Origin of the sequence: Kribbella soli, from assembly GCF_004331345.1 — a bacterium.
Taxonomy (GTDB): domain Bacteria; phylum Actinomycetota; class Actinomycetes; order Propionibacteriales; family Kribbellaceae; genus Kribbella; species Kribbella soli.
The window spans coordinates 1539686-1552229 of record NZ_SJJZ01000001.1 but is presented as its reverse complement, the minus strand read 5'-3'; the positions used below and the strand labels follow the sequence as shown (position 1 = coordinate 1552229).

Below are 12544 nucleotides of genomic sequence, written 5' to 3'. Positions count from 1 at the left end.
ACCGAACCGCGAATCCTGAGCGTGAATCACCCCGCGACCACATGTCAATCCACCCCAACAACGTCACAGCCCGTAACCCCAACGCGAGTGCGTCGTACCCCTGACTCGGCCGGCTCACCTACCCGATGTGTGAGCGAGCCGCGGGGGCGAAAGGCAGGCTCTGGTGCGCTGGAACCCGGTATTCCCTGTCCGCCGCCCCCGGCGGGTGTCTCTTCCCCCGGCAACCGACCCGACTGCACTCAGACCTGGTACGCCGGAAGCTGCATCGGCAACCGTGGTGCCTGTGTCGCTGGAACACCCGCTGGTGACTGGGAACAGGCAATTGCTTGTTCACCGGCCCCGCGGGCTTGTCCGTGTGGCCGGCTGCAGTGCCGGTCAGACCGGGTAGGTGTGGACCTCGGTGGCTTTGAGGGTGGTGTGGAGGGGTTGGCCGGGGGTCAGGTGGAGGTCGGCTACGGCGGCGGGGGTGATGTCGGCGAGGAGGTCGGCCGGGCCGGCGGGGGAGGCGTCGAGGCGGACTCGGACTGTGTGGGCGTGCTGTTCGATGCCGGTGACCACGGCGGGCCAAGTGTTGCGAGGGCTGCCGGACGGGGGTTGCACGTAGAGGCTGACCGCGGTGGGCGGGAACGCTACGTGGACTGGGCCGGTGGCTGGTTCGGCAAGTGTGATCGTGCCGCCCTCGGGCAGTCTGACTGCAGTGCCTGAAGCGTCGCCGCGGTAGAGATTGAGGCCTACCAGTTGGGCCACGTAGTCGGTGCGGGGGCGGTGGGCCACCTCGGTGGGTTTGCCTTCCTGGACTACTTGGCCGTTCTCGATGATGACCAGGCGGTCGGCCAGGACCATGGCGTCCAGAGGGTCGTGCGTGACCAGCAGAGTGTGGCCTTCGAAGCGGTTGAGGTGCTGGCCCAGTTCGGCTCGGACGTGAAGGGTGGTGCCGGCGTCCAGTGCGGCTAGCGGTTCGTCGAGCAGCAGGAGTTCGGGGTCGGTGGCCAGCGCTCGCGCCAGGGCGACGCGTTGGGCTTGCCCGCCGGACAGAGCACGGGGGCGAGTACGGGCGTACTCCGACAAGCCGACCGTTTCGAGCCAGCGCGAGGCCTCCAGCCGGGCGGTCTGCTTCTCCACACCGCGGGCGCGAAGTCCGAAGGCCACGTTCTCCAAGCAGCTCAGGTGGTTGAACAGCAGATAGTCCTGGAACACCACGCCGATCGGCCGGCGGTCCGGCGTACGAAACGTCCGCGGCGGCTCGTCCCAGACCGTGTCGTCCAGCGCGATGCGTCCGCGGTCCACCGCGAGCAGTCCGGCGATGGCACGCAGCGCTGTGGTCTTGCCAGCTCCGTTGGGGCCGAGAAGCGCGACAACCTCACCTGGCTCGACAGTCAGGTCCAGTGCGAGATCGAAGGAGCCGCGGCTCACCTGCACATCGGCGTACAGAGTCAACGGAGTCCACCGATCCAGCGCTCGCGGAGAGACGCCAGTACGACGACGGACACCAGTAGAAGCACCAGGCTCAGTACGACGGCCACGTCGGGATCAGTCTCCAACGCCAGGTACACGGCCAGCGGCATGGTCGTCGTACGGCCCGGGAAGTTGCCGGCGAACGTGATGGTGGCACCGAACTCGCCCAGTGCACGCGCCCAGCAGAGCACTGTCCCGGCGACAACGCCAGGTGCGATCGAAGGCAGCGTCACGCGCCGGAACGTCAGCCACCGTCCGGCACCGAGTGTTGCGGCCGCCTCCTCGTACCGCGGATCAGCAGCACGCAGTGCGCCTTCCACGGAGATCACCAGGAACGGCATAGCCACAAAGGCCTCTGCAACAACCACACCGGCAGGAGTGAACGGCAGTGAGATGCCAAACCACGTGTCGAGGTGCTGACCGACCAGACCGCGTCGTCCGAGTACCAACAACAATGCAACGCCACCAACCACCGGCGGCAGCACCAGCGGAACCGTCACGAACGCCCGGATCACACTCCGCCCCGGCAGCCCTCCACGGGCGAGCAGCCACGCCAGCGGAACACCTAGTAGTAAGCACAACGCAGTAGCAGCAGTCGCGCACACCAGCGACAGCCGCAGCGCTTGCCACACGTCGGCACTGAACAGGCGCTCCGGCAACGTCGACCAAGGGGCCTTGATCAGCAGACCGACCAAGGGGACGAGCAGGAAGGCCAGCCCGAGCAGAGCAGGCAGCAGAAGTACTAGAGGCAGCCGCCCACTAGTACTCCTGCCACGGCGACTCACGGTGCGTCGAAGCCCGCGGCGGTCAGGACCGCCTTGCCCTTGTCGGACAAGACGTAGTCGACGAACGCCTTGGCGCCGTCCGGGTTCGGAGCCTTGGACAGCGTGGCGATCGGGTACTCGTTGACGGCCTTGCTCGACTCCGGGAACTCGATGCCCTCGACCTTGTCCTTGGCGGACAGTACGTCGGTCTTGTACACGAGCGCCGCGTCGACCTCGCCGAGGCTGACCTTGGTGAGCGCCGCCTTCACGTCCTGCTCGAGGCTGTCCGGCTGCGCGGTGATGCCGACCGCCGTGAACACCTTCGCGGCCGCCGCGCCGCACGGCACCTGCGCGGCGCAGATCGCGATCTTCTTGTTCTTGTCCGCGAAGTCCTTGATGCCGGTGATCTTGCCCGGGTTGCCCTTCGGTACGGCGATCTCCAGCGTGTTCTTCACGAAGTTCGTCGGGGTGCCCTTGTCCTTGACGTCGTCCATGTTCTTCGGCGCTGCGGAGGCGAACACATCGGCCGGTGCCCCCTGCTCGATCTGCTGCGCGAGCGCAGAGCTGCCGGCGAAGTTGAAGGTCACTTTCACGCCGGGGTGAGCGGCCTCGAAGTCCTTGCCCAGCTGGGTGAACGTGCCGGTCAGGGAGGCGGCGGCGAAGACGTTCACCGCACCCGACAGGGCCGGCGTGCTGGAGCCGTTCCCCGGGGACGACGCCGCCGGGGTGCCGTCGCCACATCCGGCGAGGGCGAGCGCGGCGACCGCGGCAAGGGCGGCGAACGCGGTACGGCGGAACATCAGGCCTCCGGGATCTCGACGACGACATGGGTGGACTTGATGGAGGCGACGGCCACCACGCCGGGCTCCAGGCCGAGCTCGTCGGCAGCCTCACGACTCATCAGCGACACCACGCGGAACGGCCCGGCCTGCATCTCGACCTGGGCCATCACACCGTCCTTGAGCACCCGGGTGACGATCCCCCGCATCCGGTTGCGCGCCGAGGCCGCGGCGGTGTGACCTGGCTCCGGTGAGTCCGCCAGCTCCTGGGCGAACGTGGCGAGCGCTTGCCCGTCGACGGCCATCCGGCCGTTCTCCTGCTTCGACGGCAACCGGCCCTGATCGATCCAGCGCCGAACCGTGTCGTCGCTGACCCCCAGGAGCGCGGCCGCCTCACTGACCCGCAAGTTCGGCACGGAAGACAGCCTACCGCCGCAGATGCGGATTGATGCCAGGTTTTCCACAGTCGCGAAGCGGTGACGGAAAGTAGTGGCGATTCCTCGTAAGTTATAGGGCATGAGCACATCGGCGATGCGGGACTACTTGGACGGGCCGCACAAGGCGGCGCGGGACGTCGTGCGGGCAGGGCTGAGCGCGCACGCTGACTTGGGTGACCTGGCGGTGCGGCTGCCGCGGGACGAGTACCGGGACCGGATCCTCGACCTGCTGCTGCAGTCGGCCGCGGACGGGCTGCCCGCGCGGGGCTATCCGAAGGAGTACGGCGGCGAGGCGGACCTGGGCGGGTTCATCGCGGCGTTCGAGACGCTGGCCTTCGGCGACCTGTCGCTGATGGTCAAGGCCGGTGTGCAGTTCGGCCTGTTCGCCGGCGCGATCCTGCACCTGGGGACCGAGAAACACCACGAGCGGTATCTGGCGGATGCGATCAGCGGACGGTTGCTCGGCTGCTTCGCGATGACCGAGACCGGTCACGGGTCGAACGTGCAGGCCCTCGGCACGACGGCGACGTACGACGAGACGAGAGGAGAGTTCGTCGTGCACACGCCGTCGGCGGCGGCGCGGAAGGACTACATCGGCAACGCGGCCCGTCATGGGCGGATGGCGGCCGTGTTCGCGCAGTTGATCGTCGGCGGCGAGAGGCATGGTGTGCACTGCCTGATGGTGCCGATCCGGGATGCGGACGGTTCGGCGCTGCCCGGCGTGACGTTGTCGGACTGCGGGCCGAAGCTCGGGCTGAACGGTGTCGACAACGGGCGGATCGTCTTCGACCAGGTCCGGGTGCCGCGGGAGGCGTTGCTCGACCGCTACGCCCAGGTCGATGCGGACGGCACCTACCGCAGCGCGATCGAGAACCCGGACCGCCGGTTCTTCACCATGCTCGGCACGCTGGTGCAGGGCCGGGTGTCCGTCGGCGGTGCGGCGATCAACGCGAGCAAGGTGGCGCTGACGATCGCGATCAGGTACGGCGCTCAGCGGCGCCAGTTCGGCGCTCCGGGAAGCAACGAGGAGGCGATCCTGCTCGACTACCGGATGCATCAGCGCAGGCTGCTGCCGTTGCTCGCGCGGACGTATGCGCTGCACTTCGCGCAGGCCGAACTGGTGGAGGAGTTCGCCCGGGTGTTCGACGACGACCAGGGCGAGCACGACCGGCGGGCGTTGGAGGCGCAGGCAGCGGGGACCAAGGCGCTCGGGACGTGGCACGCGACCGAGACGATCCAGATGTGCCGGGAGGCGTGCGGCGGCGCGGGATACCTGGCCGAGAACCGGTTGGCGACGCTGAAGGCGGACACCGACGTGTTCACCACCTTCGAGGGCGACAACACGGTCTTGATGCAACTGGTGGCGAAGGGACTGCTGACGGACTACCGCGAGTCGTTCGGCAAGCTGGACCCGTTGGGTATGGCGAGGTTCGTCACGGCGCAGGCGGTGGAGATCGCGGTCGAGAAGGCCGCGCTGCGTCCGTTGATCGAGCGGCTGCGGGACGTCGTACCGAATCGGAGCGACGCGGCAGATCCGGACGCCGGGCTGCGGGACGACGCGTACCACTCGGGGCTGCTGCGGTTCCGGGAGGAGCACATGCTGGCGGGGGTGGCGCGGCGGCTGAAGGGCGGGATCGATGCCGGCGACGATCCGTTCGACGTGTTCAACCGGTGCCAGGACCATGTGATCGCGGCCGGCCGGGCGCATGTGGACCGGATCGTTGTGGAGGCATTCCAGACCGCGGTGCGGAACGCGCCGGAGGAGATCCGGCCGCGGCTGCAGGATCTGTACGACCTGCATGCGCTGGCGACGATCGAGGGGGAGCGCGCTTGGTACCTCGAGCACGGGCGCCTCTCACCGGGGCGTTCGAAGGCGATCACGGCGCTCGTCAACGAGCTGTGCGCGGTCGTCCGTCCGGCCGCGGTAGAGCTCGTCGACGCGTTCGGAGTACCGGGCTCGTCAACGGAGGTGCCCATGGTTGTACCGTCACAGCATGAGTGAGCCGATCGAACCCGCGTCGGCTGCCGAGGCCGCCCGTGAACTCGCCCGGGTGCTGCTGGAGCAGGCTGACGCTCTGGACCTGCACGACCTGCGGGCCACCGGCGCGATCGAGAACGTCCGGGTCCAGGCCCGGGCGCTCGCGGACGCCGTGCACGAACGAGGCTGGGGCGACATCTTCCTCGGGATCGACTCGTACGACCCCGACGAGCTGGACGACCTGCCGCTGGGACCGGACGACTTCGACGACCCCGCGGACTACCGGGAGATCGTCGAGGGCAATGCGCTGGACGACCTCGAGGAGCTGGAGGAGCCGCTGCTGCCGGAGAGCGGGGTCCGGCTCAGTTACCAGGCGCGGTACGACTACGTCGTGACCGATCCGGACGCCTTCGTGCAGTACGTGCGGAGCCGCGCGGACGAAGCGCAGAACGACGAGGTGATCGACGACATCGAGGACGCGCAGTCGGCGTTCGAGCTGCTCTGTTACCTCGACGGACTGGGCTCGAAGGAGTACGAGTCGTTCGGGCTGATCCCGGGCGGCGGCGAGGAGTCCCACAAGATCGTCCAGTTCTCCCTGTGGGACCTGGACCCGACCCGGCGCGACGACACCTATCCGTACTAGGCCGGAAAACCAGACCCGGAAAAACAGAACCGCCTCGCTGTACTGGTCCCCAGCAGCACCAGTACAGAGAGGCGGTTTTCAGTAAGAAACGCCGGCCGTGCCGGGTGTTGGTCGCCACCTCACTGGCGACCAACACCCCACCGACACGGCCGGCGTCCTGCTGTTGCCCCGAGAGGGCAATGGCCCGAAGGAGGGGGGTCCCGCGTCTCATTCCGTGGCCGGCAGGGGAGGTACAGTCCGGTCGCGGACGGGAGTACTGCGGAAACCACCTGGACCTAGTGCCGGCGACCCGTCCGCCGCCGACAAGAGAACGTTGTCACGCGGCCCGCGTACCGGGAATCCTCCGGTTCAAACATTTGCATTGCCTTTGAAGTAAGCAACGCTCAGTAAAAATTCACTCACTTTCCGTACAGATGTTGCCTTCTGCAACAACTAACCACTCGTCAAGACTCCTGCTGCGCCTCGACTTCATGGCCTGATCAGGCGAGTTCCAGGGACGGGCGGACGGGGACGTCGCCGTACGTCGTGGTTCGTTGGCGGGCCGGGCGGCCGGCGGCGGTGGCCATTGCGGTGAGTTCGGCGATGGACTTGCGGCTGCCGTGCTTGGAGCCGGCCATCCGGCTGATGGTCTCCTCCATCAGCGTGCCGCCGATGTCGTTGACGCCGCCGTTCAGTACGGCGACGCAGCCGTCCACGCCGAGCTTCACCCACGAGCACTGGATGTTGTCGATTCGGCCGTGCAGCATGATCCGCGCCATCGCGTGCACCGCCCGGTTCTCGTCGTACGTCGGGCCCGGCCGCGCGACGCCGGCCAGGTAGATCGGCGAGTTCTGGTGGATGAACGGCAGCAAGACGAACTCGGTGAAACCGCCGGTCTTGTCCTGGACCGCGGCGATCGTGCGCAGATGCTGGACCCAGTGGTGCGGCGCGTCGACGTGGCCGTACATCATCGTCGAGCTGGACGGCAGGCCGACCTTGTGCGCGGTGCTGATCACCTCGATCCAGCTTGCCGTCGGCAACTTTCCCTTGGTGAGGATCCAGCGGACGTCGTCGTCGAGGATCTCGGCCGCGGTGCCGGGGATGCTGTCCAGCCCGGCCTCCTTCACCGAGATCAGGAACTCCTCGATCGACAGGCCGGTGCGCACCGAGCCGTTCACGACCTCCATCGGCGAGTACGCGTGGACGTGCATCTCCGGGACCCGGTCCTTGACCGCGCGGACCAGGTCGGCGTACGCCGTACCCGGCAGGTCGGGGTGGATGCCGCCCTGCATGCAGACCTCGGTCGCGCCGATCACCCACGCCTCCTCGGCGCGCTGGCCGACCTCGTCCATCGACAAGGAGTAGGCGTCGGCGTCGGTGCGGCGTTGCGCGAAGGCGCAGAACCGGCAGCCGGTGTAGCAGACGTTGGTGAAGTTGATGTTCCGGTTCACGACGTACGTCACGTCGTCGCCGACCGTTGCCTTCCGCAAGTTGTCCGCGATCCGCGCGAGTTCGTCCAGCGCAGGACCGGTGGCCGTCATCAACGTCAACGCCTGCGCGTCGGAAAGCCCGGCAGGGTCGCGTTCGGCGGCGGCCAGGGCGGCCTTGACGTCAGCGGCGATCCGCTCCGGAGCGCCGGCCAAGGCGGCGGCGTCAGCGGCGGCTTCGGCCTCGCGGCGAGCGGCCACGTCCTCGCGCAGCACGTCCCAGTCGCCGTACGCCGCGTCGAAGTCCGACCTCGTCTCGGTACGACGGCCCTCGGTGTCGATCGCGGTGTGGAGATCGGTGCGGCCGACGCTGTCCCAGCCGCCATCAGGCTCCTGCCACGGGAGACCGACGGGCATCGCGTCTTCGTTGGCCAGACCGGTAGCAGGGTCGAGGAGCGCCTCGACGTGCGAGATCAGCCGCGGATCGAGCCAGGGCTCCCGCAGGTACTCCGGGTGTGCGGTGAGCCGCTCGCGCAACTCGAACCCGGCGTCGGCGGTCACCTTCGCGAGGTCGTCGATCTGCGGCCACGGACGCTCGGGGTTCACGTGGTCCGGGGTGAGCGGCGAGACCCCGCCGAAGTCGTCGACGCCGGCGTCGAGGAGCGCACGGCACTCGGCGAGGTCAACGAGGTTCGGCGGCGCCTGCACCCGGACCCGCGGCCCGAGCACGATCCGCGTCACGGCGATCGCGGCCAGCCACTCGTCCAGCGGTACGTCGGCGTCGTTGCGCATCGCGGTGTCCGGCTTCACCCGGAAACCCTGGATGATGACTTCCTGGATGCCGTTGTACTGCCGGGCGATTTTCCGCAACGCGAAGATCGAGTCGGAACGTTCCGGCAGCGTTTCCCCGATGCCGATCAGCAGCCCGGTCGTGAACGGCACGTTCGACCGCCCGGCGTCCTCGAGCACCCGGAGCCGAACCGCCGGGTCCTTGTCCGGCGAACCGAAGTGCGGCTGGCCCTTCTCCTCGAACAGCCGCCGCGACGTGGTCTCGAGCATCATCCCCATGCTCGGCGCGACCGGCTTCAGCCGCTGCAGGTCCTGCCACGACATCACGCCGGGGTTCAGGTGCGGCAGCAGACCGGTCTCCTCGAGGACCCGGATCGCCATCGCCCGGACGTAGTCGAGCGTGCTGTCGTACCCGGCCTCGTCGAGCCACTGCCGCGCCGCGTCCCACCGATCCTCGGGCGCATCGCCCAACGTGAACAGCGCCTCCTTGCAGCCCAGCGCCGCGCCCTGCCGCGCGATCTCCAGCACCTCGTCGGGCGACAGGTACGGCGCATGCACCCGACCCGGCGTGGTCGCGAAGGTGCAGTAGTGGCAGCGGTCCCGGCACAACCGCGTCAGGGGGATGAAGACCTTCTTCGAGTACGTGATGATCCCCGACCGGCCGGCGTCGGCCAGGCCTTGGTCGCGGACCCGCGCCGCGGTGGTCATCAGCGCGGTCAGCGCGTCGCCGCTCGCGCCGAGCAGCACCTCCACCTCCGCCGGGTCGAGGGTCTTGCCGTCGTCTGCGCGCTTCAAGGCGCGCCGCATCGCTGTCGTCAGATCAGGGGCCACGAAATCCGAGCCTAAGTCGCGGAAAACGCTGGATCCCGCGATTCCGGACAGCAAAATCAATCCGTACAGACGTCCTGATAGTTTGCTGTTCGTGCAGGTCAGGCGGGGTGTCGACGGGCGTCGAGTGCGCGGCGAGCAGCGCCGGAGCGAGTTGCTCGCGGCGACGCTGACCGTGATCGAACGCGACGGAGTCGCAGGTGTGAGCCATCGCGCGGTGGCCGCGGTGGCCGATGTCTCGGTCGCCTCGATCACATACCACTTTCCGACGCTGGACGACCTCCTGGTCGCGGCCCTCCAGTCGGCCGCGGAGGACCTTGCTGTCGAGTTGCACGGTCGCGGTAGCGAGTTGGGCGCGCGACCGGCCGACGAGTTGGCGCGGCTGATCGAGCACAGCGTCGTACGGCGACGTGGCCGGACGCTGGCGCTCTACGAGTTGTACCTGTATGCGGCTCGGCGCCCGGACCTGCGGGAGACGGCTGGTGCGTGGTTGGAGCCGTTGACGGAGATCGCCCGGGCGTTCACCGCGGATCCCCAGAAGGCGAGGCTGTTGGTGGCAGCCCTGGACGGCCTCTTGATGCAGGCGCTGATCGGCGCCCGCGATCTGGACCAGGCCGACGTCGCCGCGTTATTGGAGGTGCTGAGGTAGACCCCACCGAGTAGGGTCGCGAAGGAACTCGCCAACAGGGAGGTCCTCGGTGTCAGAGCCCCCAGTACAGCCATTGTTCGCATCTGCAGCCCGCGCCGTCCGGAAACTGCAAGACCTCGGCGATCCGCTGCCGGCCGAGGCGGTCACTCAGCTGTCCAAGCTGGAGAGCAGCTCGCTGAGCGACGCGGAGCGCCGTACTCAGCTAGAGACCCTGCTGCGGCCGTTCGTCCTGCTGGACGTCTCGATCGACGAGCAGGGGACCGCGTTGTGCGCGCCGGGCGCCGCGCCGCCGCGACTGATGCAGCACGGTTGGCGCAGCTTCCTCGTGCGGGTGGCGAATCCGCATCGGATCGAAGCCAAGCTTGTCGCGGGGAACGGCGGCGTCTACGGCTTGATCGACTACCAGAGTCACTCCGCGCGGATCGCGTTGCACGACACGCTGACCATCGTTCCGCGGATCAAGGACGCGTGGCTGGACGCGACGATCGCCGTACCCAGTGAGCTGTCCGGCTTCGAGGTCGAGTACAAGGTCATCAGCCTGTACACCCGCGACGACGGCGTCCGGAAAGGCGGGCTGTCGGTCTTCGCCGCGGACGAGCACAACCATCCCAGCCTGAGCCGCTCACCTCTCGGCCTGGCGGGCTTCCGGACGAACTTCGAGTCGCGCGAGTACGGCGCTTCGTTCGACTTCGACTGCGCCGCGGCCCGTGAGATCCGGCTCGACATCCGGGAGCCCGACGGACGCAGCTGCATGGCCTCGATCACCGTGCAGGACGGGCAGGGACGCTCGTACCCGTCCAAGGCGATGCGACTGGCACCGGACATGTTCTTCCACGAGCACGTGTACCGGGCGACCGGCGAGATGATCCGGCTGCCCGAGGGCCGGTACCAGATCTCCGCGATCCGCGGACCCGAGTATCGGCCGGTGCTCCTGGACGCCGACGTCGACGCGGGCACCGAGGCGATTCCGATCACCCTCGACCGCTGGGTCGATCCGGCAGGCCGCGGCTACTACTCGGGCGACCCGCACATCCACGCCGGCGGCTGCTCGCACTACAACGTCCCGAGCGAAGGCGTCACGCCCGAAACCATGATCCGGCACGTCCGCGGGGAAGGGCTGTGGCTGGGCAGTGTGCTCACCTGGGCGCCGTGCTACTACCACCAGAAACAGTTCTTCAGCGGTGAGTCGATCAGCCCGCCGGCCGATCTGGAGTACCCGTTGATGCAGGCTGCCCAGGGCATGACCTGGACTCCGCAGCCGACGGACCGCGATGCCGAGAGTGCGTTGCGGTACGACGTCGAGGTGTCCGGGTTCCCGTCCAGTCACTCCGGTCACCTGATCCTGCTCGGGCTCACCGACCAGGACTATCCCGCGACGAGTCTGATCGAGGACTGGCCGTCGTGGAACCTGCCGGTACTGCGCTGGGCCAAGGAGCAGAACGCACTGGTCGGGTACGCGCATTGCGGAATCGGCCTCGGGGTCGGCACCGAGGAGTTGCCCAACTACATCGTGCCGTCCTTCCAAGGCATCGGCTCCAACGAGATCGTGGTCGACGTACCGCTGGGTGCCGCTGACTTCCAGTGCGGAGGTCAGATCGCTCCCGCAGCCGAGATGAACATCTGGTACCACCTGCTCAGCGTCGGCTTCCGCACCCTGATGCTCGGCGAGACCGACTATCCGTGCATGTACGACGAGGGGCCGGGCGTCGGGCGTACGTACGTGCGACTGAACGAGCCGCCCGCGGGTCCGCAGGCGATCGAGGCGTGGATCACCGGTCTGCGGGAGAGCGCGTCGTACTTCGGAGACGGCCGCAGCCATGTCTTCGATCTGGCGGTCGATGGTGATGTCGGTCGTGAGCACTCGCTGGACGCGCCAGGCCCGGTGCGGATCAGCGCGACCGTGGCCGCCTGGCTGCCTGAGCAGCAGCCGCCACCGCCGGCAGGACGTCCGGCGTACAGCGCGCCGGTCGGCTGGCACCTCGAGCGGTCCCGGATCGGCACGTCCCGGTCCGTGCTGGTGGAGGTCGTGCTGAACGGTGTCGTGGTGGCGACGCAGGAGGTGGTTGCCGATGGCACCGAGCAGGAGCTCGGGTTCGACGTACCGGTGGAAAAGTCGTCCTGGCTTGCGCTGCGGATCCTGCGCAGTGTGCACACGCAGCCGATCTTCCTCGAGGTCGGCGGCCGGCCGATCCGCGCCTCCCGCCGCAGCGCTCAGTGGCTGCACGACTCCGTCGACCAGCTGTGGAAGGTGAAGTCGGGGTTCATCCGGGAGGAAGAGCGCGCTGCCGCGCGGCAGGCGTACGACGAGGCGCAGGCGGTCTACCGGTCGAGGCGAGAAGAATGCGAGGCTGACTGATGACTCACCAGGCACCTGCGATCGGCTGTTGCGGGCCGGTCGACACCGATGCGCCGCTCGCGGTGACCATCAACCCGGAGGCGCGGTTGAACGTTGCCCGCAGCGGTGCGCCGATCGGGACCTTGAAGCCAGGTGAATGGCACACGCTCGCCGTGACGGTCGTCAACGACGGCTTCGTCACCGGGCCGCTGGCCGTCGAGGTCGAACCGGTCAGCGGCCTCCAGTTGGATCTGCCGGTGCACGAACTGACCGGTGAGCATCGTCAGGAGGCTGCGTTCCGGGTCCGCCTCGACGCGCCCACCGTTGTCGACGTGACTCTGACCTTCCGGGCTCTCGGAGCACTTGGTGGTCTTGCCAACCACAGCACCGTCAACCTGCTGCTGTCGGCCCGCGAGTGAGGTAGCGCGCGAGCTACCTGTGGTCGGGTGCTGAGGCCACGGCTTGTCGGAGTCGCAGGCTG

The 12544-nt window shown here is 68.2% G+C and carries 10 protein-coding genes; 5 read left to right on the top strand and 5 right to left on the bottom strand.

What is annotated here, in order from left to right; genetic code table 11:
- Window positions 1-375: 375 nt before the first annotated feature.
- Genes E0H45_RS07750 through E0H45_RS07735 form a run of 4 tightly spaced genes read right to left on the bottom strand, consistent with a single transcriptional unit; the run spans window position 376 to window position 3423 of the window.
- Window positions 376-1437 carry an ABC transporter ATP-binding protein gene (locus tag E0H45_RS07750; RefSeq protein ID WP_131335558.1) on the bottom strand — a complete coding sequence of 354 codons (1062 nt, stop codon included), beginning with the start codon at window positions 1435-1437 and terminating at the stop codon, window positions 376-378.
- A complete protein-coding gene (locus E0H45_RS07745; RefSeq protein WP_131335556.1) occupies window positions 1434-2240 on the bottom strand; it encodes an ABC transporter permease in 807 nt (268 codons plus the stop codon). Before E0H45_RS07745 ends, E0H45_RS07750 begins: the two co-directional genes overlap by 4 nt.
- Window positions 2237-3019 (bottom strand): molybdate ABC transporter substrate-binding protein, encoded by a 783-nt coding sequence (gene modA, locus E0H45_RS07740; RefSeq protein WP_131335554.1) that lies wholly within the window; start codon window positions 3017-3019, stop codon window positions 2237-2239. Before modA ends, E0H45_RS07745 begins: the two co-directional genes overlap by 4 nt.
- A complete protein-coding gene (locus E0H45_RS07735; protein ID WP_475009175.1) occupies window positions 3019-3423 on the bottom strand; it encodes a TOBE domain-containing protein in 405 nt (134 codons plus the stop codon). The genes modA and E0H45_RS07735 overlap by 1 nt, the downstream gene beginning before the upstream one ends.
- 91 nt (window positions 3424-3514) lie before the next feature.
- Here E0H45_RS07735 and E0H45_RS07730 point away from each other — a divergent pair, with 91 nt between their 5' ends.
- Both E0H45_RS07730 and E0H45_RS07725 read left to right on the top strand, forming a co-directional pair.
- Entirely contained in the window at window positions 3515-5437 is a 1923-nt protein-coding gene (locus tag E0H45_RS07730) for an acyl-CoA dehydrogenase family protein (protein WP_131335550.1), read from the top strand.
- Window positions 5430-6056, top strand: coding sequence for a hypothetical protein (locus E0H45_RS07725; RefSeq protein ID WP_131335548.1), 627 nt, complete (start codon window positions 5430-5432; stop codon window positions 6054-6056). Before E0H45_RS07730 ends, E0H45_RS07725 begins: the two co-directional genes overlap by 8 nt.
- 479 nt (window positions 6057-6535) lie before the next feature.
- Here the strand turns inward: E0H45_RS07725 and E0H45_RS07720 are convergent, their stop codons facing one another.
- Window positions 6536-9058, bottom strand: a complete 2523-nt coding sequence (locus tag E0H45_RS07720) for a bifunctional FO biosynthesis protein CofGH (protein WP_131337690.1) — start codon at window positions 9056-9058, stop codon at window positions 6536-6538.
- Between the two features lie 115 nt (window positions 9059-9173).
- Here E0H45_RS07720 and E0H45_RS07715 point away from each other — a divergent pair, with 115 nt between their 5' ends.
- The 3 genes from E0H45_RS07715 to E0H45_RS07705 are packed head-to-tail and all read left to right on the top strand — an operon-like array spanning window position 9174 to window position 12482.
- Window positions 9174-9728: a TetR/AcrR family transcriptional regulator gene (locus E0H45_RS07715; RefSeq protein ID WP_238154847.1), complete on the top strand. Its 555-nt coding sequence runs from the start codon at window positions 9174-9176 to the stop codon at window positions 9726-9728.
- Between the two features lie 49 nt (window positions 9729-9777).
- The gene (locus E0H45_RS07710) at window positions 9778-12084 is read left to right on the top strand and encodes a CehA/McbA family metallohydrolase (protein WP_131335544.1); all 2307 of its coding nucleotides are present in this window, start codon (window positions 9778-9780) and stop codon (window positions 12082-12084) included.
- On the top strand, window positions 12084-12482 hold the full coding sequence (locus E0H45_RS07705) for a hypothetical protein (RefSeq protein WP_131335542.1): 399 nt from the start codon (window positions 12084-12086) through the stop codon (window positions 12480-12482). Before E0H45_RS07710 ends, E0H45_RS07705 begins: the two co-directional genes overlap by 1 nt.
- Window positions 12483-12544 lie beyond the last annotated feature (62 nt).

What these genes read in the sequence shown, in the direction of transcription:
- E0H45_RS07720 (WP_131337690.1), bottom strand. Translation starts at nt 9,058, where the DNA reads ATGCGGCGCGCCTTGAAGCGCGCAGACGACGGCAAGACCCTCGACCCG.
- modA (WP_131335554.1), bottom strand. Translation starts at nt 3,019, where the DNA reads ATGTTCCGCCGTACCGCGTTCGCCGCCCTTGCCGCGGTCGCCGCGCTC.
- E0H45_RS07705 (WP_131335542.1), top strand. Translation starts at nt 12,084, where the DNA reads ATGACTCACCAGGCACCTGCGATCGGCTGTTGCGGGCCGGTCGACACC.
- E0H45_RS07730 (WP_131335550.1), top strand. Translation starts at nt 3,515, where the DNA reads ATGAGCACATCGGCGATGCGGGACTACTTGGACGGGCCGCACAAGGCG.
- E0H45_RS07725 (WP_131335548.1), top strand. Translation starts at nt 5,430, where the DNA reads ATGAGTGAGCCGATCGAACCCGCGTCGGCTGCCGAGGCCGCCCGTGAA.